The 23,403-nt window shown below is 47.7% G+C and carries 20 protein-coding genes; all 20 read left to right on the top strand.

The window, feature by feature from the left end:
- Positions 1-1,671, top strand: a complete 1,671-nt coding sequence (locus tag EYO21_02780; GenBank protein HIB02736.1) for a methylmalonyl-CoA mutase — start codon at positions 1-3, stop codon at positions 1,669-1,671.
- A 12-nt stretch (positions 1,672-1,683) separates the two neighbouring features.
- Complete coding sequence (locus EYO21_02775; GenBank protein ID HIB02735.1) at positions 1,684-2,088, top strand: cytochrome c maturation protein CcmE; 405 nt, start codon at positions 1,684-1,686, stop codon at positions 2,086-2,088.
- A 30-nt stretch (positions 2,089-2,118) separates the two neighbouring features.
- Positions 2,119-4,092: a heme lyase CcmF/NrfE family subunit gene (locus tag EYO21_02770; protein ID HIB02734.1), complete on the top strand. Its 1,974-nt coding sequence runs from the start codon at positions 2,119-2,121 to the stop codon at positions 4,090-4,092.
- Between the two features lies 1 nt (position 4,093).
- Positions 4,094-4,372 (top strand): hypothetical protein, encoded by a 279-nt coding sequence (locus EYO21_02765; protein ID HIB02733.1) that lies wholly within the window; start codon positions 4,094-4,096, stop codon positions 4,370-4,372.
- A 15-nt stretch (positions 4,373-4,387) separates the two neighbouring features.
- Entirely contained in the window at positions 4,388-5,071 is a 684-nt protein-coding gene (locus EYO21_02760; protein HIB02732.1) for an ABC transporter ATP-binding protein, read from the top strand.
- Positions 5,071-5,733 carry a hypothetical protein gene (locus tag EYO21_02755; protein HIB02731.1) on the top strand — a complete coding sequence of 221 codons (663 nt, stop codon included), beginning with the start codon at positions 5,071-5,073 and terminating at the stop codon, positions 5,731-5,733. Before EYO21_02760 ends, EYO21_02755 begins: the two co-directional genes overlap by 1 nt.
- Entirely contained in the window at positions 5,730-6,413 is a 684-nt protein-coding gene (locus EYO21_02750; protein HIB02730.1) for a cytochrome C assembly protein, read from the top strand. Before EYO21_02755 ends, EYO21_02750 begins: the two co-directional genes overlap by 4 nt.
- Before the next feature lie 144 nt (positions 6,414-6,557).
- The gene (locus EYO21_02745) at positions 6,558-7,625 is read left to right on the top strand and encodes a hypothetical protein (GenBank protein ID HIB02729.1); all 1,068 of its coding nucleotides are present in this window, start codon (positions 6,558-6,560) and stop codon (positions 7,623-7,625) included.
- Positions 7,626-7,714: 89 nt separating this feature from the next.
- Positions 7,715-9,103 carry a tRNA lysidine(34) synthetase TilS gene (tilS, locus tag EYO21_02740; protein ID HIB02728.1) on the top strand — a complete coding sequence of 463 codons (1,389 nt, stop codon included), beginning with the start codon at positions 7,715-7,717 and terminating at the stop codon, positions 9,101-9,103.
- A gap of 44 nt (positions 9,104-9,147) precedes the next feature.
- Entirely contained in the window at positions 9,148-9,621 is a 474-nt protein-coding gene (gene hpt / locus EYO21_02735; GenBank protein HIB02727.1) for a hypoxanthine phosphoribosyltransferase, read from the top strand.
- The gene (gene hflB, locus EYO21_02730) at positions 9,618-11,636 is read left to right on the top strand and encodes an ATP-dependent zinc metalloprotease FtsH (protein HIB02726.1); all 2,019 of its coding nucleotides are present in this window, start codon (positions 9,618-9,620) and stop codon (positions 11,634-11,636) included. The genes hpt and hflB overlap by 4 nt, the downstream gene beginning before the upstream one ends.
- Before the next feature lie 59 nt (positions 11,637-11,695).
- Positions 11,696-12,523, top strand: a complete 828-nt coding sequence (folP, locus tag EYO21_02725) for a dihydropteroate synthase (GenBank protein HIB02725.1) — start codon at positions 11,696-11,698, stop codon at positions 12,521-12,523.
- Positions 12,520-13,293 (top strand): TIGR00159 family protein, encoded by a 774-nt coding sequence (locus tag EYO21_02720; GenBank protein HIB02724.1) that lies wholly within the window; start codon positions 12,520-12,522, stop codon positions 13,291-13,293. The genes folP and EYO21_02720 overlap by 4 nt, the downstream gene beginning before the upstream one ends.
- A 49-nt stretch (positions 13,294-13,342) precedes the next feature.
- Positions 13,343-14,474, top strand: a protein-coding gene (locus EYO21_02715) for a peptide chain release factor 2 (GenBank protein HIB02723.1) whose coding sequence is annotated in 2 segments (ribosomal slippage) — positions 13,343-13,414 and positions 13,416-14,474 — 1,131 coding nt in all. Because the reading frame shifts where the segments join, the coding sequence is not laid out codon by codon here.
- Positions 14,475-14,477: 3 nt separating this feature from the next.
- On the top strand, positions 14,478-15,977 hold the full coding sequence (lysS, locus tag EYO21_02710; protein ID HIB02722.1) for a lysine--tRNA ligase: 1,500 nt from the start codon (positions 14,478-14,480) through the stop codon (positions 15,975-15,977).
- 2 nt (positions 15,978-15,979) lie between these two features.
- The gene (locus EYO21_02705; protein ID HIB02721.1) at positions 15,980-17,203 is read left to right on the top strand and encodes an ABC transporter permease; all 1,224 of its coding nucleotides are present in this window, start codon (positions 15,980-15,982) and stop codon (positions 17,201-17,203) included.
- Complete coding sequence (locus EYO21_02700; GenBank protein HIB02720.1) at positions 17,200-18,405, top strand: ABC transporter permease; 1,206 nt, start codon at positions 17,200-17,202, stop codon at positions 18,403-18,405. The genes EYO21_02705 and EYO21_02700 overlap by 4 nt, the downstream gene beginning before the upstream one ends.
- Positions 18,402-19,076, top strand: a complete 675-nt coding sequence (locus tag EYO21_02695) for an ABC transporter ATP-binding protein (GenBank protein ID HIB02719.1) — start codon at positions 18,402-18,404, stop codon at positions 19,074-19,076. The genes EYO21_02700 and EYO21_02695 overlap by 4 nt, the downstream gene beginning before the upstream one ends.
- 58 nt (positions 19,077-19,134) lie before the next feature.
- On the top strand, positions 19,135-21,636 hold the full coding sequence (locus tag EYO21_02690; protein HIB02718.1) for an ATP-dependent Clp protease ATP-binding subunit: 2,502 nt from the start codon (positions 19,135-19,137) through the stop codon (positions 21,634-21,636).
- Positions 21,637-21,749: 113 nt separating this feature from the next.
- Positions 21,750-23,403 (top strand): molecular chaperone DnaK (gene dnaK, locus EYO21_02685; GenBank protein ID HIB02717.1); only part of this gene is annotated, 1,654 nt, incomplete at its 3' end.

Raw genomic sequence — 23,403 nt, 5'->3', positions numbered from 1 at the left:
ATGTCCTCAAACGGGAACCACCAACTAGAATTCTTCTCTGAATCTGAGGCACGCTGGAAGAAGGAATCCTCTTCAAATGGAGAGCGTCAGTACAGCTTTGATACTCTAAGTGGTGAAGAGGTAGATGTGCTCTACTACCCGGAACAGCCCACCGGTGATTTCATGGATAAGATCAGTTTTCCCGGGCAATATCCTTACACAAGAGGCATCCACGCCAACATGTACCGTGGCAAGCTATGGACCATGCGGCAATTCTCAGGTTTCGGGACACCGAGGGAAACCAACGAAAGGTACCATTTTCTCATGAGGGAGGGTCAAATGGGTCTCTCCATAGCCTATGATATGCCCACCCTCATGGGCTACGATCCGGACCACCCCTTTTCCGAGGGAGAGGTGGGTAGATGCGGTGTTTCCGTCTGCTCTCTCAAAGATATGAAGACACTTTTTGACGGTATCAGCCTCGGTGATGTGAGCGTTTCCCAGACCATTAACGGTCCCTCCATCGTTTTGCTGGCTCTCTACATTGCCGTTGCTGAAGAACAGGGTATCCCTCTAAAGGATCTCCGTGGAACACTTCAAAACGATATCCTGAAAGAGTTCATTGCTCAGAAAGAATGGATCTACCCGCCCAGAGATCATATGAGGATTATTACAGACACTATTGAGTTTTGCACCAACGAAATGCCACAGTTCAATACTGTCTCCGTCAGCGGCTATCACATCCGGGAGGCAGGCTCCACCGCCGCTCAGGAACTTGCATTCACGCTGCTGGATGGATTCTGTTATGTTGAGCATGCCATCGAGCGCGGTATTGATATTGACAAGTTTGCTCCTAGACTCTCTTTTTTCTTCAACTCCCATCTTGATTTTTTGGAAGAAATCGCAAAGTTTAGGGCTGCGCGGCGAATCTGGGCCCGTCATATGAAAGAGAAATACGGTGCCAAGGATTCCCGCTCGTGGAAACTGCGTTTTCACACGCAGACAGCCGGCTGCAGCCTCACCGCCCAACAGCCGGAAGTCAATATTGCCCGCACCGCATTCCAGGCCATGGCCGGCGTCTTGGGCGGGACACAGTCCCTTCATACCAATTCCATGGATGAAACACTGGCCTTGCCTTCAAAAAAGGCTGCCGAGATTGCACTCAGGACCCAGCAGATTATTGCCTATGAAACAGGTGTGGCCAATGTTGTTGATCCTCTGGGAGGGTCTTGGTACATCGAATCACTCACTGATGAACTGGAGAAAGAGGCAAAAGAATATTTTGAGAAAGTGGAAAAAATGGGTGGTGTTATTCCGGCACTTGAGGAGGGATTTTTTCAGCGGGAGATTGCACGTGCCTCGTTTGACTATGAAAAGAAGGTGAATGAAAACAGCCGCATTGTGGTGGGGGTTAATGACTTCATTAAAGAAGATGAAGAAATAGAGATCCCTATTCTGGAGATCGGTCTGGAGGCCGAGGAAAAACAAAAAGCAGATTTGGTCAAGCTCCGTGAAAACCGTGACCAGGCAATGGTTGATGCTTGTCTCAATAGGGTGGAAGAGATTTCGCGCGAAGGCGGAAACTTGGTTCCGCCCATCGTGGAAGCTGCAAAAGCAGATGCCACCATGGGAGAAATTGTTGACGCCATGAAAAAAGTTTTTGGGGAGTGGACAGAAACGCCTGTTCTGTAATAAGAGTGACACATGAATAAGAAATTTGCAGCTGTCATCATTGCCATCGCTCTCCTGATGACTGTCTGGGTCGGCCTTGGTTTTAAAGGGAATGAACTTCCATATGTCACCATTCAGGAATTGACAATAAAAAAAGATAATAAACCCGGTAAGCGGTTTCGATTAGGCGGCAATGTAAAAGACGGTTCTATTGTCCGAAATAAGGATGATCCTCTCTCCCTTTCTTTTGTTCTGATACAGGAACAAAACCAGCTGCCTGTCAATTATCACAAAATCGTACCTGATATGTTCAAAAATGGGTCTGAAGTCATTGTGGAGGGTATCTACGACGGTGAAAAATTCTACGCGGACAATCTCATGACAAAGTGCGCCTCTCGCTATGAGGGCGACCTGAGGGAAACGGATACCTCCCTTTGATCCTGTTCTTCAATTCTATAGTATAAAGATATGCCACAATACGGTGCCTCACTTCTCAGTCTGAGTCTCGGCTTAGCCGTTGTCACCATTTTTCTCATCGTTCTTTTCCTTCGGCGGAGCGATGAGAGATTTTTCTTTGCGGCTCAGAGAACCAGCCTGAGCGTCTGCTTTCTTGTAGTACTGGCAACGGTAACGCTGCTGGCAAGTCTTTTGAAAAGCGATTTTGACATGGACTATGTGGCCAAGTACACCAGCCTGGGCACGCCTACCATCTACAAATTCACGGCAATCTGGGCGGGCCAGTCAGGATCGCTTTTGTTCTGGCTCTTTGTTCTCTGCTGCTATTCGGCTGTGGTCATATTTCAAAACAGGCACAGGCATGAGAAGCTCATGCCTTATGTCATCATAACACTCACCGTCATCCAGGCTTTCTTTTTGCTGCTGGTCAATTTTGTGGCTAATCCCTTTGCACCAGTTGAGGCTGACTTTGTGGTACAAGATGGACTGGGGCTCAATCCGCTGCTTCAAAATCCCGCCATGGCCATACACCCGCCCATGCTTTATCTAGGCTATGTGGGTTTCTCTGTTCCCTTTGCCTTTGCCATAGCGGCACTTTTTTCCCGGCAGTTGGACGCTGTCTGGGTACGCACCATCCGCCGGTGGACGCTGTTCACCTGGCTGGCCCTTGGAATCGGAGTCCTATTGGGAGGCTGGTGGGCCTACAATGAGCTGGGATGGGGTGGCTACTGGGCATGGGACCCTGTTGAAAATGCCTCCTTCATGCCTTGGTTGACGGGGACCGCTTTTATCCACAGTATCATTATTCAGGAAAAGAAAAATATGCTGAGAGTGTGGAACATGATCCTCATTCTGGTGACGTTTCTGCTCTGTATTTTCGGCACGTTTCTCACGCGCAGTGGTGTGGTCTCCTCAGTTCACTCTTTTACACAATCTTCCCTGGGCCCCATGTTTTTTGCGTTCGTCCTGCTCATTCTTGCTGTAAGTATTTATCTGATTATCACCAGACTCAATGATCTGAAAACCGAGAAGCGACTGGAATCGTTTGTTTCCAGAGAGAGCGGGTTTCTTTTTAATAATGTTATTTTTGTGAGTATATGTTTTGCTGTATTGTGGGGGACTGTATTCCCTATTATTTCTGAAGCAGTAACAGGAACTCAGATCACAGTGGGTGCGCCATTTTTCAATCAGATCACAATTCCCATCGGTCTTTTCCTGCTATTGCTGGCTGGCATTGGCCCGCTGCTGGCATGGCGGAGAACCTCCAAAGAGAGTTTGATCAGGAACTTCTCCATTCCTGTTCTTACAGGTCTTCTGGTAGTTATGGTGGTTCTGGTTTTGGGCATCCGGACCGTATATCCTGTGGTTACAGTTTTTCTTGCGGCCTTTGTGGCAGCCGCTATTTTGCTTGAATTCTGGCGGGGTATCAGTGTAAGAACCAGAAAGTTTGACGAGAGCCCATTTACTGCCTTCTTAAAGATGGTCTCAAAGAACAGGTCGCGCTACGGAGGGTATATCGTTCATATAGGGATTGTCTTTATGTTTGTGGGATTTATAGGAAAGGCCTTTGATGAAGATAAGGAATGGACCATGTCAGTGGGTGACGAAGTTCAACTGGCCGGCTATGATATACTTCTTGCCGATTTGAAAGAAGAGGAGAGACCGAATCACTATGCCTGGATTGCCACACTTGATGTGATCAAAGAGGGCAAAAATGTGGTTTCCCTGACCCCGGAGAAACGGATATATTTTCACCGCAATCCGAATCCTGACCGCCACCAGCCTCATAGCGAACTTTCGCTTCACTCCACATGGCGGGAGGACGTCTACTCTGTATTTGGCGGCATAGATCCGGAGAATGAACTGCTCACCATTAAGATTATGGTAAACCGCCTGGTTCGGTTTGTCTGGTTGGGGGGCTATTTCCTTCTTTTCGGGACCGTCATTGCTCTCTGGCCGAGCCGTGCATCAGGCAAGGGAAAATAAAATGTTCGCCGTCCTCATGATCGTCCTCACATTTGTTCTGGTCATCGGCTTTGCCGTCCAGCCACTCTTTGAAGTTAAAGGAAAAAATAGAACCGGTCATGGAGTGACAGTTGAAGCGCTGGCATTACGTAAACTTTCCCTCTATGAACAGATCAAGGAATTGGAGCTTGAATATGAAATGGGGAATGTCTCCTCTGATGATTTTCAGAGGAACAGGAACGAACTCAAGCGGGAAGTGTCAAATGTGTTGGAACAGATGAAATCCATCAATTTCGGCTAACTGATTCAAAAGTCAGTGCTCTTCATACAAAATGTCAGTAAACAGTTCGGCTACCGGCCGATTCTTCGGAAAGTTTCGCTTCAGATCAGGGATGGCGAATCGGTTGGAATGGCGGGGTCTAACGGCTCGGGAAAATCGACCCTTCTGCGAATCGTTGTGAGGGTGGTTTCCTGTGATGAGGGATCCGTTTCCTGGAACGGTGATTCCATCCTGAATGGTGGTGCGGACCAACGCCGTTCACTTCTTTATATCGGGCACGAGCCTGGATTTTACCCGCCTCTATCCGCCCAAGAAAATCTTGTGCTGCTAACCAGGCTTTATGGTCTGGATGTTACACAGGCTGATGTTGAATACAATTTAACGGAAGTGGGACTCGATCCCGGCAGAAGCGGTCCCATCAGGCAATTCTCCCGCGGGATGCTTCAGAGGCTGTCGCTGGCAAAAGCTTTGATCATTCCCTGGGAACTTCTCCTTCTTGACGAGCCCACCACCGGCCTTGACAGTGAGGGGAAGTCGACGCTTTCCAAATTGATCAACTCCTGGCGGGCAGAAGGCAGATCACTTTTACTTGTTTCCCATGATGAAGATTGGCTCACCTCAAACTGTGACCGGATGGTGGAGCTGAGTGGAGGGCGTCTTCAGACGACTGAAGGGAACGAGGCGAGATCCAAAAGTAATGGTTTTGCGGCGGAGGCCTGATGCTGGCGGTCCTTTTAAGAAAAGATCTTCTTATAGAGTTTCGGAGCCGAGAGATTCTCATCTCCATGGTTACATTCGGTGCGGCAGTTACACTGCTCTATGCCTTCGCTTTCCGGCCGTCCCCTCAATCCATGCAGACATTCGCTCCTGGATTAATGTGGATGATTTTCCTGTTTGTGAGCGTGCTGGCACTCCACCGTTCCCACAGTCTTGAAAAAGAGTTTGATGCTTTTTCAATGATTCTTTCCGCTCCTATTGAAAGGAGTATCCTCTTTGTCAGCAAGTGTCTCAGCGGATTCATTTTCTTAGTTGTTGCTCAGGTGATTCTTTTGCCGCTCTTTTTTCTTTTTCTTCAGCTGCCCCTTCCATCTAACTTGGGCCAGATGATGGCTGTTTTTCTGCTGGTGGACCTGGGAATCAGTGCCGCTGGCAGTCTCCTTTCCGGGACGGTTATGCGCGTCCGGGTAAATGAAATGCTCCTTCCACTGCTGCTCTTTCCTATGGTGACACCACTGCTTATCAGTGCAGTAAAGAGTACCGCCGCCATGATGGAGAATCAGCCGTTCAGCCAGTGGCAACTGTGGTTCCAGTTGATTGTAACCTTCGTCGTTGTTTATAGCCTTGTGGGTTATTTAATCTATGACTATGTGAGCGAGGAGTGATGGAGTCGTTTCATTCTAAACAGAGTTCCAAATTAATGGTCGGCGCTATAGCCGTTCTGTGGATTACAGTTCTCTATCTTGTGCTGAGTGTGACACGGATCGATCCCGAACAGCAGATGGCACAAAAGATCTTCTACTACCACGTACCGTCAGCATGGACGGCAGGAGTCGCTTATCTCCTTGTCATGATTGCCGCTGTTCTTTACCTCATGAAAAAAGATGAAAAGTTTGATCATCTCGGTCTTGCTGCGGCTGAATTGGGAACACTATTCTGCGCTCTTGTCCTGATTACAGGACCCATCTGGGCGAAACCCATTTGGGGCGCTCCCTGGAGTTGGGAGCCACGCCTCACCACTGTACTCATCATGTTCCTCATCTATATAGGATACTTTATGGTACGCAACTTCGGTGATGAGGGGGAAAGAACCCGAAGAATATCATCCGTCATAGGCATTGCAGCATTTTTTAATGTTCCCATCATCTATGTTTCAGTAAAGTTTTGGGCGGCTGATGCACAGCTCCACCCGCAGCCGGCCATGGGCCAGCAGTCTCCTGATGTCTTCTGGACATTTATGCTTTCACTTTTGGTTTTCACACTGTTGTTTGTTCATATGCTTCGATATAGAGTTCATATTCTGAAACTTCGCTCGAAAGTGCTGAAGATGCGATATGATGTATAAATACTTCGGCTTTTTTCTTACCGCTTTCTTGGTAATTTTCGTAGCTGTCTGTGGTTGGATTTACACCATCTATCGACAGGAGAAAGCACTTCTAAAGGAGCTAAAAAGTTTGAACGCTAATAAGAGTGAACTGGAATAGATATTATGTCTGAAAAAATTGTTCACATTGTAGGCACAGGAACCATCGGAGAACCTCTCATCGGTCTTCTCTCCGACTACAAGAAAGTGCTCGGTATAGATGAGGTCACTTTTCACAAGAATTCACCACTGACCTATGAGCGTGCTAAAGTGAAAGACCTTATGAAGCGCGGTGCAAAATTGGCCGTCTATAAGGAAAAACTGGACAGTTTCAAGGAGATTGGACTGGAGCCATCTTTCACCGCTGAAGAAGCCATCAAGAGTGCTTCTGTGGTCATAGACTGTACGCCGAGAGGGATCGGTCACGAGAATAAGCACAAGTATTACGAGAAGTTTGTAGATAACGGAAGGGGTTTTCTGGCGCAGGGAAGTGAACACGGTTTTGGTATTAAGTATGCTCGCGGTATCAATGATACCGCTCTGGTTAACAGTGATGAGCAGTTCGTGCAGATCGTTTCCTGCAATACACACAATATCGCAGCACTGACAAAATCAATTAGTATGGTTGACGATTCCGAAACTTTGGATGAAGGTCGGTTCGTCTGCATTCGCAGAGCCTCCGATATCAGCCAGACCAGTGCTTTTGTGCCAGCCCCCGAAGTGGGTAAACACGGTTCCGAAAAGTTTGGGACCCACCATGCTCGAGATGCATACGAACTGTTTCAGACCATTGATCGGATGCCGCATCTTTTTTCCTCAGCTATGAAAACTAATTCTCAATATATGCATGTCATCTGGTTCAATTTGGAGCTTAATGAAACTTTGACATTGAATGATGTAATTGATAGACTGGACGCCAATCCGCTCATTGCTCTTACTGAGAAAACCAGCTCCAGTTCTGTTTTCTCCTTTGGACGGGACCATGGCCACTTTGGAAGAATTCTTAACCAGACAGTTGTTTCTGTTCCCACCCTGGCTGTTCACGGTGGGACAGAGGTGGTGGGCTACTGCTTTACCCCTCAAGATGGGAACTCGCTTCTCAGTTCCATTGCTGCTGCAACATATTTTCTCTATCCTGACTCTTACAATGAGAAGATTCAAGGTCTGGACCACCTCTTCTTCTCTGAAGTTTAGTTACCACCTCTCAGTATCGCATATGGTCAGTCTCACCTCTGAAGCGTAACTTGTATTGATCAATGGAATTCGACTGAAAGGAAAGAAAAATGCCAAAGAAAGTTAAAGGAATCGAAATCCGGTTCAGAGAAGGCCTGCTTTCCTCTCAACTTATTGAGAAGGGATCTTCAGGACTACTTGCGGTGTCCGGCGGTGTCGATTCGGTGGTGATTGCCCATCTTTTTGCCCAAGTGCGTGAAAGTTTTAGGCTTACTCTTGCTGTTGCCCATTTCAATCACTCCCTCCGGGGTGAAGAATCGGATGCAGATGAGGCCTTTGTGAAAGATTGGGCGAAAGCGCTGGACCTGCCATTCTTCTCGGCTCAGTGGGTGTCTTCAGAGCTGAGTAACTGGGAAGAGAGGGCCAGGGAAGCGCGGTACGGTTTTCTGGACAAAACGTGCCAGCAATTGGGTTGTGACTGGATCGCCACGGCCCATCATGCTGACGATCAGGCCGAGACTCTCCTCATGCGACTCGTGGAAGGGAGTGGTTACCGTGGGTTGAGGGGGATCCCGGAGCGGAATGGGAAAGTTGTTCGGCCACTGCTAAAATTCACCAAGGCTGAACTCACCCAATACGCCAGTGAGAACGGACTCTCTTTTCGGGAAGACTCCTCAAACCAGGATACTCGCTTCCAAAGGAATAGAATTCGGGAAAATATTTTACCACAAATCCAAAAGTTGAACTCTCATTTTTCACAGACCGCCCAGAGAACCGTCTCCAACATGGTGGAGGTTGCGGAATGGGTGGATGGACATTTGCGTGACCTTTACGGGAAGGCCGTCTCAGTCTCTGAGAATGGCCTCATTCAAATTGATGAAAAGGAATTAAGGAAAGTCCCCCCACTTCTTCAGAAGGAACTGGTGAGGGAGGTGGTGAATGAGAATGATCTTCCCTGGCGTGGCCATGTTTGGGACGACCTTAGCCGTTTCCTTCAAAAGGCGACTGTAGGAGATATAATGGTTCTCCCAGACAACTGCAAAATTCTCAAAGATCGTCACCGGTTTCTCATCATGAGGGTAACAGGTGAAGGTGATCTCAACTCTTTTCATCTGGATACCGCCACCTCTGTCTCCTTAAAGGCGGGCGACCACATTTTCACCATGGACCTCACAACTGAGCCAACTTTTTCCTCTGAAAGTGAAACCGAGTTCATCGATTTTGACCAGCTTGATCATGGATCAATTCGACTTCGCCCCTGGCAAGCGGGTGACAGGATGGTACCTGTTGGTATGTCCGGACGAAAAAAGGTAAGCGATATCCTGGTAGATGCCAAAGTGGACAGATTTTCAAAGATGTCAAAGTACGTCCTTACATCTGCTCATAAGATCGTCTGGCTCTGTGGCCTTCGGCTGGATAACCGATTTAAAGTGACGTCCGCCACCGCCTCTGTGGCACGATTGAACTGGAGCCACATCGATGGACAGGGGGAACAGTGAGGGAGTTGCTTTCAGAACAAACCATTCGTGATCGCGTCTGTGAGATGGCTGCTGAAATATCAAAAGATTACAGCGATCGCACACCCATTTTTGTCGGCATCCTAAACGGCAGTTTCGTCTTTATGGCCGATCTACTGCGTGAATTGACAGAGGATTCTGAAGTTGATTTCTTAAAAGTTTCCAGCTATGAAGGCACCGAAACTTCCGGTACCGTTCACTTGCTTAAAGATATCTCAGCCGAGATTACCGGGCGGGACATTGTTATTGTGGAAGACATTATTGACTCCGGTTTAACCATAAACTTTATCGTTCGTAGACTGAAAGAGTCTGGTCCTTCGTCGGTGGCTGTGGCAACTTTGCTTTTCAAAAAAGAGGTTGCCCAACTAAATTTTGATCCTGATTACATTGGATTTACAATCCCTTCGGATTTTGTGGTTGGATATGGCTTGGATCATAATCAAAAAATGCGGAACCTCAAGAATATCTGTGTGTTGGATCAAGAGGATTTAACAGCGTGACAAAGAAGACTGACAAAAAAGACCATAGACCTCCCTCCCAGAACAAGCCTGGCGGCGAAAGTGAAAACAAGTTCCAGTGGAAACAAGCTGGGAAAACCTCTATTGTCTGGATTGTTATTCTTGTGTCAGTCATTTTCCTGTCGAACCTTTTTACTGCCAAGAACCGCAATGAAGTAGAGGTTCAATATTTTCAGTATAAAGATTTCCTCACATCAGGTGCCATTCTTGAGGCAGAAATCATTGAAAAAGAATTCCATGGAAAGCTTAAGGAGCCTGAAGAAGTCATTCGTGAAGGACAAAAAATTGGTGAGTTTACCCTGTTTGTGGTTACGCTGCCTTTTGTAAATGAGACAGTTCTGACCGAATGGGATCAATATGAAGTAAAGTACAGTTTTAGGGAGCGGAAGGTGGACTGGTTCAGCTATCTCTTGAGCATGGGACCGTGGTTGCTTCTTATTGTTTTCTGGATCTTTATTATGAAGCGGATGCAAGGCGGCATGGGTGGAGGTGGCCTATTCAATTTCGGCAGGAGCAAAGCCCGCCTGTGGGTGGAGGATAAGCCGAAGATCAATTTTGATAAAGTTGCCGGTTGTGAAGAGGCAAAACAGGAATTATATGAAATCATCACTTACCTGAAAAGTCCTGAGCGGTATCAAAAATTAGGTGGGCGCATTCCGAAGGGTGTTCTCTTGCTGGGTCCGCCCGGAACAGGGAAAACACTGCTTGCCCGCGCTGTAGCCGGAGAAGCGGGTGTACCGTTTTTCAGCCTCAGCGGTGCTGATTTTGTGGAGATGTTTGTTGGTGTTGGTGCATCTCGTGTTCGTGATCTATTTGAACAGGGAAAGAAGAACGCTCCCGCCATCATTTTCATTGATGAAATTGATGCTGTGGGCCGCCACAGAGGCGCCGGTCTGGGCGGCGGCCACGATGAACGTGAGCAGACCCTTAATGCACTCTTGGTGGAGATGGACGGCTTTGAGTCCACTACCAACGTCATTCTTATTGCTGCCACGAACCGCCCCGATGTGTTGGACAATGCTTTGTTGCGACCGGGCAGATTTGATCGACAGGTGGTTGTGGATATTCCCGACCTCCGCGGCAGAGAAGGAATTCTGAAAGTCCATACAGAAGAGACTCCCCTTTCGAAAGATGTAGATCTGAAAGTATTGGCCAAAGGAACGCCTGGCTTGGTAGGGGCTGACCTAGAAAATCTTGTAAATGAAGCTTCCTTACTGGCGGCCCGGGATGGAAAATCGAAAGTGTACATGGAAGACTTTGAGTCGGCCAAAGATAAAGTGATGATGGGTGTTGAGCGGAAAAGTATGATCATCAGCGATGAAGAGAAAAAATTGACGGCTTATCATGAGGCAGGTCATGCCCTTATGGCCAAACTTCTTCCCGAGGCCGATCCGGTCCATAAAGTATCCATCATACCTCGGGGGCGTGCCCTTGGTGTTACAGCTCAGCTGCCAATGGATGAGAAACATAACTATTCAGAATCTTACATCAAGGCTCGTTTGGGAGTGCTTCTGGGCGGTCGTGCTGCGGAACAGCTTATTTTTAATGAACTGACTACAGGAGGCGGGAATGACATTGAGGTGGCCACAGAAATGGCTCGAAAAATGGTGTGCGAGTGGGGGATGAGTGATCTCATAGGACCTCTTACATTTGGCAAAAAGAACGAAGAAATCTTTTTGGGGAGAGAAATCGCCACCCATCGCGATTACAGTGAAACTACTGCCAAGAAAATTGATAGGGAAGTTTCTCGAATTATTCGTGAGGCCGAAGAGGAAGCAACGAAACTGCTGAAAGACAACGAAAAACAGCTTCATCGCGTGGCTAAGGAACTACTGAAGTACGAAACTATTGATGGGAATGATCTAGACAAAATCATGGCTGGTAAACGCCTGAGGCGCCATCGTTCTAAATCAGCCAATGGTGCCAAAGAGAGTAAAGCCAAAAAATCCGTCTCTGATTCATCCAAAGAAAAAAAAGTGGCGGAAGAGTCCGCCTGAGAACCAACCTTCCCACATTTCCACTCAATAATGGAGTGGAATCAGATAACAGACAAATAATGGATCAGTTGATGCATAAGGAGCGGACGCTCCTTATGGGCGTATTGAACGTGACGCCTGACTCTTTCTCTGATGGCGGAGAATACTTCAGAATTGATGCGGCGGTGGACCGTGCTCTTCAGATGGCTAAAGAAGGCGCACAAATCATTGACATTGGCGGCGAATCGTCCCGACCGGGTGCTGAACCTGTTAGTGAGGAAGAGGAGCTGAATCGTGTATTACCTGTGGTTGAGGCGCTGGTATCAGAGGTAAATATTCCTATTTCCATCGATACCTATAAATCAATTGTGGCAAGATCTTGTCTGGAGGCAGGCGCCTCTATCGTGAATGACATTTCCGCTCTCCGTTTCGATGATGCCATAACGGAACTTGTTGCAGAGTATAATGCTTACGTTGTGTTGATGCATATGAAAGGGACGCCTCGGAACATGCAGAATTCACCTGATTACGGTGATGTCATGGGTGAGATAGAGGCATTTTTTGAAGAAAGGATCACCGCTGCCGAATCCGGTGGTATCGCCAGAGAGAGTATCATTCTCGATCCTGGTATAGGTTTCGGAAAAACCCCTTTTCACAATTTTACCATTTTGAGTCAGTTGGAGCGCTTTTCGAGTCTTGGATTGCCTCTTTTGGTCGGGCCGTCAAGGAAATCCTTTATCGGAATGACGTTGGACCTTCCGGAAAATGAGCGACTGGAAGGTACCGCTGCATCCGTCACCGCCGCCGTACTGAACGGAGCCAAGATTGTTCGTGTTCATGATGTAAAAGAAATGAAGCGCGTGATAACTATCGCCGATTCAATATCTGTTGTAGGGAGTGAAGCGTGACGCTCTTCAAGATCGGCTTCCTCACCATCACTGTACTCGACATTATCGATATCTTGCTGGTGACTTGGCTGTTCATCAAACTACATAACTATTTTCGAGGCACACGTGCAGGCCAGATGCTGGTGGGGCTCATCATCATTCTTCTCTCTTCTTTCATCTTTCGTGCAATTGGCATGAGCGGTATGACATGGATCGTGGATCAGGTCCAGACGGTATGGGTGGTGGCATTTGTCATACTTTTTCAGCCGGAGCTGCGGCGACTGTTGATATACGTCGGAACAACACGGTTTTTTCAACGATTGTTCCGTGTTGGAAGCTCCAACACCATTGATTCGGTTGTTGATGCCACTGCAAAGCTGAAAGAAAAAGGTTGGGGAGCCATCATTGTTCTCCAGAGGGATACGGGGCTTAAGCACATCAAGGAAGCAGGCACTCATGTCAAAGCTGAAATCAGTTCACCTCTGTTGTTATCAATTTTCAACCCCCAGTCTCCTTTGCATGATGGGGCCGTTATTATTCAAAACAATATTATCGAAGCGGCACAGTGCATTCTACCCCTGACAGAAAGTGAGATGATCGATCCGGACATGGGAACACGCCACAGGGCGGCCCTCGGCATCAGTGAAGAGACAGATGTTATTGCCATTGTGGTATCGGAGGAAAAGAAGCAGATTGCAGTAGCTGTCAATGGTGTTTTTCAATTGAATCTCGACGAATTTTCTCTGCGGCGCTTTCTGGATGAAAACCTCTTTCTCAACTTAGGTGAATGATTGAGATTCCATTAGAGCTACAGTAATTTCACACCTAATTCTTGGCGATATGGACCTTTCTGAACTCAAAGAGATATTTCAAAACCTCGACAAAAGATTTAATGATCTTCGGGGGTATCTTTGACTTGGCCTCTCAGGAGGACAAACTCTCCAAGCTTAAGCCCCAAACAGCCGCCGAAGATTTCTGGGACAATACCAATTCCGCACAGATTACTCTCAAGAAGATTTCTATGATAGAAAAAGAACTTGAGCTGTGGAATGACGCTCAGAGAAAAAAGGAAAATTGCGAAGTACTGCTCACATTCTTGAAGGAGGAAGAGGATCCCGCTTCCCAGAAAGAGTTCCAGACGGAGCTGGATGGGTTCCAGAAGATTGTTGACGACTTAGAGTTGCGACTTACACTAAGTAAGTCGGAAGACGCAAACGATGCCATACTTACCATCCATCCCGGTGCCGGCGGGACTGAATCCCAGGATTGGGCTGAGATGTTGTACAGAATGTATGTGCGGTGGATTGAAAGAAAAGGGTTCTCTTGTTCTGTCACCGATTTCCAACCCGGAGATGAAGCGGGCCTGAAGGATGTTACTCTGGAAGTGAAGGGAGAGTATGCTTACGGCCTATTGAAGGCTGAGGTGGGTGTTCACAGACTTGTGCGGATATCTCCCTTCGATGCATCGAACCGTCGGCATACGTCATTTGCTTCTATTTTTGTCTACCCTGCCATAGATGAGGAGATTGAGGTGGAGGTGAAGCCTGATGAACTTCGGATTGATACCTATCGCGCCAGCGGCGCCGGCGGGCAGCATGTGAATAAGACTGATTCAGCCGTCAGGATTACCCACATTCCTACGAAGATCGTGGTGCAATGCCAGAACGAGCGATCCCAGCATAAAAACAAAGCCACAGCCATGAAGATTCTGAAGGCGAAGCTCTATCAGAAATATCTGGAAGAACAGGCTGAGTCCGTTAAGGAACTTGAGAGTCAGAAAACGGACATCGGGTGGGGTAACCAGATAAGGTCTTACGTTTTCCATCCCTACACCATGGTAAAAGATCATAGGACAAAGCTTGAAGTGGGGGACGGAAAAAGGGTTATGGATGGTGATCTTGACAAATTTATAAAGGCTTATCTCCTTATGGCTACCACAGGTAAAACAAAGATCAAAATGGCCAAGAGTTAAACGATGTCTTCGGATCGAGAGCAAAGTTTAAAGCAGATCATGCAATACCGGCTGGAGAAGCTGGAGAAGCTCCGGGACCTGGGTGTAAATCCATATCCTTACAACTTTGATGTGTCCCACCACTCAAAAGAAATCGTGGATGGTTTTGATAATATGGCCGATAAACCGGTCTCTGTGGCCGGCAGGATCGTATCGTTGAGAAAAATGGGGAAAGCGTCATTTTTTCACGTTCAGGATATGGAAGGCAAAATCCAGGTCTATATAAAACGGGATGAAGTGGGCGAGGGAATTTATGAGATCTTCAAGTTGCTGGACATGGGTGACATTGTTGGCATTTCCGGTAAAGTTTTCAAGACAAAAACTGAAGAAGTGAGTGTCAGCTGTGAGAAGCTGGAACTGTTGTCAAAAAGTATTCGTCCTCTTCCCGGCGCCAAGGAAAAAGATGGAGAAGTATACCACGCGTTCAAAGACAAGGAACAGCGGTACCGACACCGGCATCTTGATCTCATCGAGAATCCTGAAGTGAAGGATGATTTTATCAAGCGGGCAAGGATCATCGCCGCTGTCAGAAATTTTCTCGATGACGACGGTTTTGTGGAGGTAGAGACGCCTGTTCTTCAGCCTCTTTACGGTGGCGCTTCTGCTCGACCGTTTACCACACAACATCTCGCTCTCGATCAGACATTGTATCTGCGCATTGCAGATGAACTCTACCTGAAGCGTCTGATTACTGGTGGTTTTGATGGCGTTTATGAAATCTCGAAAGTTTTCCGGAATGAAGGTATGGACCGTAACCACAATCCTGAATTCACCATGCTGGAGTTCTACAAAGCTTATGTGGACTACGATTTTCTCACAGATTTGGTCGAATCTCTTATCCGCGCTGCCGCCGAGGCAATAGACGTAAGTACCTTAGATGTCTCCGGTCAAAGCGTTGATCTCAGTAAGCCGTTCCGGCGGGCCAGATACATGGACCTCTTGAAGGATGCTATCGGTGAAGACCTGACAGGCGCTACGGAAAAGGATTTGTCAACGCTCTGTAATAAACGGAAAATCCCTTTAGAGAAAGATGCTCACCTTGGTCGGATGTACGAAGTCCTAATGCGGGAACTAGTGGAGCCGAATTTGATTAAACCGATCTTTGTCACTGATTATCCAAAAGTGATTTCTCCTCTCGCCAAGGTTCGGCGAGACGGCAACGAGTCCATCGTGGAGCGGTTTGAGCTTTTTATGGATGGCGGTGAACTAGCCAACGCTTTCAGCGAACTGAACGATCCTCTGGACCAACGCCGCCGGTTCGAAGATCAGGTGCAGCTTAGAGAACGGGGTGATGAGGAGGCGCACACTCTGGATGAAGACTATCTCCAATCTGTTGAAACGGGGATGCCTCCTACAGGCGGAGTCGGTATGGGCATTGACCGCCTCACTATGCTTCTCATTGGGAAGAAAAATATCAAGGATGTCATCCTCTTTCCGGCCATGCGTCCGCAAGACGATGAATAAAGATGGGTCTTCTCTCCTTTATCGCCCGCCGGCATCTCGGTTCGAGACATAGCCTCAGCTTCATTTCTCTCGTCAGTTACCTTTCCATAGCCGGTCTCGCCATCGGCATCGCCGTCCTCATTCTAACACTTGGCATTCTCACAGGCTTTGAACAGGAAGTTGAGAGAAAGATCATCAGCTTTGACGGACATATTCGTGTAAAAGGATTTCTGGGAGATCCGGTGGCACATTCCCAGCCTCAACTTGATTCTACCCTGGCGCAACTTCCTCAGTTGATACGAAGAATGCCGTACATCCATCACGCCGCCACTGCCCGGGTGAAGGGCCGGACAGAGGCTGTTTTCGTGGAGGCTTTTGAAGAGGAAAAAGCTCAAGGCGTACTGGGGACGTGGCAGAATCTTGTTTCAGGAGAGTTCAGTCTGGGTGAGGAGGGTGGCAAGTCCGGTGTCGTTTTGGGCAGAGCATTGGCGGATAAACTCAACGCCGAAACAGGTGAGCGGTTAATTGTCATGGATCTGACTTCACTGGGAAAACCGGGCCGTGCGCCACGAATCGGCCAGTTTGAAATTCGGGGCATCTACGAAACGGGTCTGAGCGAATACGATGAATCCATAGTTTATATTGACTTGTCGGCGGCCCAACAACTGTTCAATTATCGTGACCTTATCACCGGTGAAATTTTATTCGTTTCTGACAGGGATGATACGGATGTGGTGGCAGGGTTTCTTGATGACAACCTTAATTATCCTCTCATGTCTTCAACCTGGAAAGAGCGCCATTACAATCTTTTTGCCTGGCTCTCTCTTCAGAAATATCCCATCACCGTCATTTTCGCACTGGTGGCTCTTGTGGCTCTGCTCAATATCATGTCATCCCTCACAATGATTGTTATGGAAAAGACAAAGGACATCGGCGTTCTCCGGGCCGTTGGCTTCTCCAGGAAGAAAATTTCTCTACTTTTCTTTTTTGAAGGCGGCATGGTAGGACTTCTGGGAGTAAGCCTTGGCGTGGCGCTGGCCCTTCTGTTGGGGTGGATTCAAGTCCGCTTCAGTGTGCTCTCAATTCCTGAAGAAGTCTACTTCATGAGTGATCTCCCTATCTTTTTCACTGTTGGTCATGTTCTCACCGTCGGTCTGTTGGGAATCGTTGCTGCTGTCACAGCCAGTCTTTATCCGGCGTGGAAAGCTTCCGGTATCCAGCCCGCTGAGGCTGTCCGTTATGAATGATGAAGCTTGAAAGTTGGCTTGCCCGGCGTTTGCTGCTTTCCCGCAAGAAAGTAGGGTTGATCTCTTGGAGTGGAATCATTTCAATTCTAAGTGTGGCTGTGGGGTGCTTTGCACTTATCATTTCCGTGGCCGTTCTAAACGGATTTGAACGGGAGGTTCGCAATAAAGTGGTGGGCTTTGAAACTGATCTGAGGCTCACTTCAGGTGAAGCCAAGCTTGACATGGACAATCTCCGCAAAACCTTTGATCAAGAAAGTGACATTGCGGGATATTCTTTTTTTATTGAAAGGAAGGCTGTCGCTATTTCCATGAACGAACGGTCGCTAGTAAAAGTAAAAGCTGTAGAGGCAGGAAGCCTTCAGAAAATATACAAGATTGACGGTGTGGGAGAAATGGAGATCACCGGCAGCAAGCAGCCTGTCTATGTTGGGAAAGGGATCGCTGACCGCCTCGGCTTACAGATTGGAGACCGTTTACGCCTTATGAACCCACAGGATAATCAACTTTATCTCGGAATGCCCACTGTATTAGATGCCCGTGTGGCGGGTGTGTTCGAAACACGCATCCTAGATTTCGATCAGACCTATGTCTTTGTCCCTATCCAGGCGGGACAGGCTCTTTTTAAATCCATCCATACTTTTGATGGCATCGATTTTCGGCTGGTGTCTTCAGCCAGGAAAGATGATATGAAGGCACTCATTCTTTCCAAAGCACCTGCTGGTGCTGTTGTCTCTGGCTGGGAGGATATGCATCAGACACTCTTCCAGGCTATGCAGATGGAAAAGCTCGGCAGCATGGTTGTGCTGAGCCTAATCGTTATTGTTGCCTGTTTCAACATCGCTTCCACACTTACCATGCTTATATTGGAAAAGATTCGCGAGATTGGTATACTGAAAACCATAGGCTTTTCACAAGCCAGAATTGGAAATATATTTCGCCTGCAAGGGATATTTATCGGTGGTTTTGGATTGCTGCTGGGAGGCGGCTTGGGTCTGCTGTTCGTTCTGGGTCAGGAGCGTCTCGGATTGATTCGTTTGCCCGAAACCATCTATTTTGTCCAGTCACTGCCAATGACAATTTCTTTCATTGATGTGGTCACGATCTTCCTAATTGGTATTTTCGTTATCGCTATAGCGGTCTATTTCCCCAGCAGGGAGGCAAGGAGGCTTTTACCTACCGAAGCCATACAGTACGAAAAATGATTCTGAAAGCTGAGAATATATGCAAGAGCTATCGCACCAGCACCGGTCCGCTGGAAGTGCTGAGAGATGTTTCTTTATCTCTGAAAGAAGGGGAGCTAGTTTCCGTCGCCGGTCCGTCCGGATGCGGCAAGTCCACTTTGCTCAATATACTTGGTACTCTGGACCAGCCTAACAAAGGAACCCTAGAAATAGCAGGCAAGGATGTAGCGTTACTGGATGATGAATCAGTCTCCCGGTTGCGCTGTGAAACCATCGGCTTCGTATTTCAATTCCACCATCTTCTGCCTGAGTTTACCATCGTAGAAAATCTCATGATACCCCAGCGACTGTTGGGCCGGAGTGAGAGGGCCGCTGCTGATTGGGCGAAGGAACTGCTTTCGAAGGTGGAGCTCTTGCCAAGAGCTGATCATCGACCTAACGCCATCTCCGGTGGTGAACGACAGCGAGTGGCAGTCTTGAGGGCCCTTGTGAATGAGCCGGGCATTGTGCTGGCGGATGAACCGACGGGTAATTTGGATGTGGATGCGGCGCGGCAGTTGATGGAAGTAATCCAGGCTCTTGCGGAAGATTTCAATCAGGCTTTCCTCATTGTTACTCACAATCCGGACGTGGCAGCACTGTGCGAAAGGAACCTCACAATAAAAGAAGGCACAGTTATTCCCGCGTCATAAAAGTGATTTGATTGGGCTGTAATAGAAAAGTAAATTTGTCCAGGCTTAATTAAGTTGCATGAAAGAAAACTTTTCCAAATGCGTTCAAAGGATCATGAAGTACGCCAAGGAGGAGGCTATCCAGCTTGGCCACAGCTATGTGGGATCAGAACACCTTCTTCTTGGGATTATCCGCGAAGGCGCAGGCCTTGGTGCGGGAATGCTTGAAGAGCTTGGCTCTGACCTGGACGAGATGAGGATCATGATCGAGGATATGGTGAAGCCCGCCGGCGGCACTATGACCCTGGGTCATCTTCCCCTCACCAGACGTGCCGAGCGTATTTTGCGTAATACGTTCACCGAAGCTTCGAATCTTAGTGCAACCATCGCTGATGACCATCACCTGTTACTTGCCATGCTACAGGAGAAGGAAGGTGTCGCATTTGAGGTTCTCACTGCCTTTGAAATTGATTATTCATCCGTCAAAAAACTGCTGAAAGAGGAAAAGGAAACTGTCTCACCGCTGAGATCAACAAGTTCTACCACTACCAAGAAGACCAAGACCCCGGCTCTGGATCACTTCAGCAGAGATGTCACCGAGATGGCCCGTAACGGTAAACTCGATCCTGTCATCGGTCGCCAGCAGGAGATTGAACGTGTGGCGCAGATTCTTTGCCGAAGAAAAAAGAACAATCCGGTTCTCATCGGTGAGCCGGGTGTAGGCAAAACAGCCATAGCTGAAGGCCTCGCTCAGCGGATAATAGATCGTGATGTGCCACGACTGCTCCACAATAAGCGAATCGTTGCGCTGGACCTTGCCGGCATCGTTGCCGGTACCAAGTATCGGGGTCAGTTCGAAGAGCGAATGAAGGCCATCATGACGGAGTTGGAGTCCACGGATAAAACTATCCTTTTTATTGATGAGCTTCATACCATTGTCGGCGCCGGCAGTGCATCTGGCTCTCTGGACGCTTCTAACATGTTCAAACCGGCGCTGTCAAGGGGCGAGATTCACTGTATTGGCGCAACAACCTTGGATGAATACCGGAAGCACATTGAAAAAGATGGTGCACTAGAGAGACGGTTCCAGAAAATTACTGTGAGTCCACCCAACATTGAAGAGTCAGTGGAAATTCTCAAAGGTCTAAGGGGTCGCTATGCAAAACATCACAATGTCAAGTTTGAAGATGATGCTGTTCGGGCTTGCGTTGAACTGAGCCACAGATATATTACAGACAAGTATCTACCGGATAAAGCTATAGATGTTTTGGATGAGGCAGGTGCTCGTCTTCATCTTCAGAATCTCAGTGTACCTGATGAGGTTGTGGAGCTCGAATTGGAGATTGAGCAGATCAGATCTGAAAAAGATGCTGTTGTGTCCAGCCAGCAATTTGAGAAGGCGGCCAGTTTACGGGATAAAGAAAAGGTTCTGTTGAAGTCCCTTGAAGAATCTCAGCGAAAATGGGCCAAAGAAGAGACGAAACATGCACCGTCCGTAAACGAAAAGGATATTGCGGATGTTGTTTCTATGATGACAGGCATTCCCATCTCTGAAGTAGCTGAAAAGGAATCGGAGAAACTCCTCAAAATTGACAAGAGTCTCAAAGAGTTCATTGTAGGTCAGGGTGAAGCGATCGAAACGCTTGCCAAAGCGATTCAGAGAGCGAGAGCCGGCCTGAAGAATCCTCGCCGACCCATCGGTGCTTTCCTTTTTCTGGGACCCACGGGCGTCGGGAAGACCGAGACTGCTAAAGTTCTGGCCAAGCTCCTCTTTGTTCACGATGAAGCCCTTGTGAAGATCGACATGTCCGAATACATGGAGCGGTTCTCTGTATCCCGGCTCATTGGCGCGCCTCCCGGCTACGTTGGATTCGAAGAGGGGGGAGAACTCACAGAGCGCGTCCGCCGTAATCCCTATTCTGTCATACTTCTCGACGAGATTGAAAAGGCACACTCCGATGTCTTTAATCTGTTGCTCCAACTTCTTGATGAAGGCATCCTCACAGACAGCATGGGGCGGAAGGTAGACTTTCGAAATACGATCATTATTCTTACATCGAATATCGGTACCCGTGGTTTTGGGAAAGTGGGGAACTATGGCTTTGGGGATTCTTCAAAAGATTCAACTTTCGAGGCGATGAAAAATCGGGTGCTGGAAAAGCTTGAAGATGTGTTCAACCCGGAGTTCATGAACAGACTTGATGAATCGATTGTATTCAGACCTCTCCAAAAAGAAAGCGTTCTGAAAATAATAAATCTTCAACTGAACGATCTCGTGGACAACCTAAAAGCGAAGAAGATGAAACTACACGTTACCGATGCGGCCAAAAACTTGCTTTTAGAGCAGGGTTTCAGCGATGAATTCGGTGCCAGACCCATGCGCCGGGAGATCCAATCGTCTATCGAGGCACCCCTCTCCGAATCAATACTTAAACGGAAATTTGCGGAAGGTGATACTGTCAAAGTGGATGTCCGAAATGGACAAATTCATATTGTAAAGCCGAGAAAAAAGACGAAAATAACCGCCGCGAAAGAGTCAAAGACTGCTCGAAAGACCGCAAAAACTGACAAGAAGTCATAGTCTTTTCCCTCGGGATTCTCTAATTTCCTGACATATTATCTCAATTATTACCTCTGGCACGCTATTTGTGCCTTAATAGTCGAAAATTGATCAAACTTTAAGGAGTTTCAAGAATGTCTAAAATCATTGGAATCGATTTAGGAACAACCAATTCATGTGTCGCCGTTATGGAAGGCGGCGATCCTAAGGTTATCACAAATCCCGAAGGCGGGAGAACAACCCCGTCAGTTGTTGCTTTTACAAAGGATGGAGAACGTCTAGTCGGTCAGCCGGCAAAACGTCAGGCCGTTACTAACCCGAACAATACCGTTTACTCCATTAAGCGGTTCATGGGCAGGGAATTTGATGAGGTCCAGACAGAAATCTCTGAAGTACCCTATGAAGTGAAGAAAGGAAAATCAGGCGCCGTTGAAGTTGTCATAGAAGGAAAAACATATTTACCACCGGAGATCAGCGCCATGGTGCTTCAGAAACTCCGCCAGACGGCTGAGGAATATCTTGGTGAGACGGTAATTGAAGCTGTCATAACTGTTCCCGCCTATTTCAACGATTCTCAGCGGCAGGCGACAAAAGATGCAGGCAAGATCGCCGGCCTGAACGTAAGGCGAATTATTAATGAGCCTACTGCCGCAGCCCTGGCTTATGGCATGGATAAAAAGAAGGACCAAAAGGTGGTCGTCTTCGACCTGGGTGGAGGAACTTTTGATATTTCCATTCTCGATCTCATGGATATCGATGGTGAGAAATCCCTTGAAGTCAATGCCTCCAATGGCGACGGTCACCTTGGCGGCGATGATTTTGATCAGAGAGTCATCGATTGGATGGCTGATGAATTTAAAAAGAGTGAAGGTATTGATCTTAAAGAAGATCCTATGGCTCTGCAGAGGTTGAAGGAAGCAGGTGAAGCGGCAAAACGTGAACTGTCTTCCTCCAAACAGACTGACATCAATCTACCTTTCATTACCGCAGATTCAACCGGACCTAAGCACCTCAACATGACGTTGACCCGCGCTAAATTTGAGGAACTTGTGGATGACCTCGTTGAGCGTACAAGAAAACCTTGTGAACAGGCGCTTAAGGATTCCGGGCTTAAACCAGGCGACATTCACGAAGTTATACTTGTTGGTGGATCTACGCGCATCCCAAAAGTTCAGGAGATTGTAAAGAATATCTTTGGGAAAGAACCCAACAAGGGGGTAAACCCTGATGAAGTAGTGGCCATGGGGGCGGGGATTCAGGGTGGCATTCTTGGCGGCGATGTTGAGGATGTTCTTCTGTTGGATATTACCCCTCTGTCACTTGGTATCGAGACAATGGGCGGTGTTTTCACCAAGTTAATCGAGAGGAACACTACTATCCCCACAAAGAAAAGCCAGATTTTTTCCACCGCTGCCGAAAACCAGCCATCGGTTGAAATCCATGTACTTCAGGGTGAAAGAGAGATGGCTGTATATAACAAGACCATCGGTAAGTTTCATCTCGATGGCATTCCCCCGGCACCGCGCGGGGTTCCCCAGATTGAAGTTACCTTTGATATTGATGCAAATGGAATTCTCAACGTAGGTGCCCAGGATAAGGCCACTGGAAAAGAACAGAACATCCGTATCGAAGCGTCCAGCGGACTGAGCCAGGAAGAAGTGGACAAAATGGTGGATGATGCGAAAAAGCACGAAACTGAAGACAAGGAAAAACGAGAAGAGGTGGATGTAAAAAATCAGGCTGACCAGCTTATCTACCAGACTGAGAAAAACCTCAAGGAATTCGAGG

It is taken from the genome of Candidatus Neomarinimicrobiota bacterium (assembly GCA_012964825.1).
In the GTDB taxonomy this organism is placed as follows: Bacteria; Fidelibacterota; Marinisomatia; order Marinisomatales; family S15-B10; genus UBA2125.
This window is presented reverse-complemented; position numbering and strand designations above follow the sequence as displayed.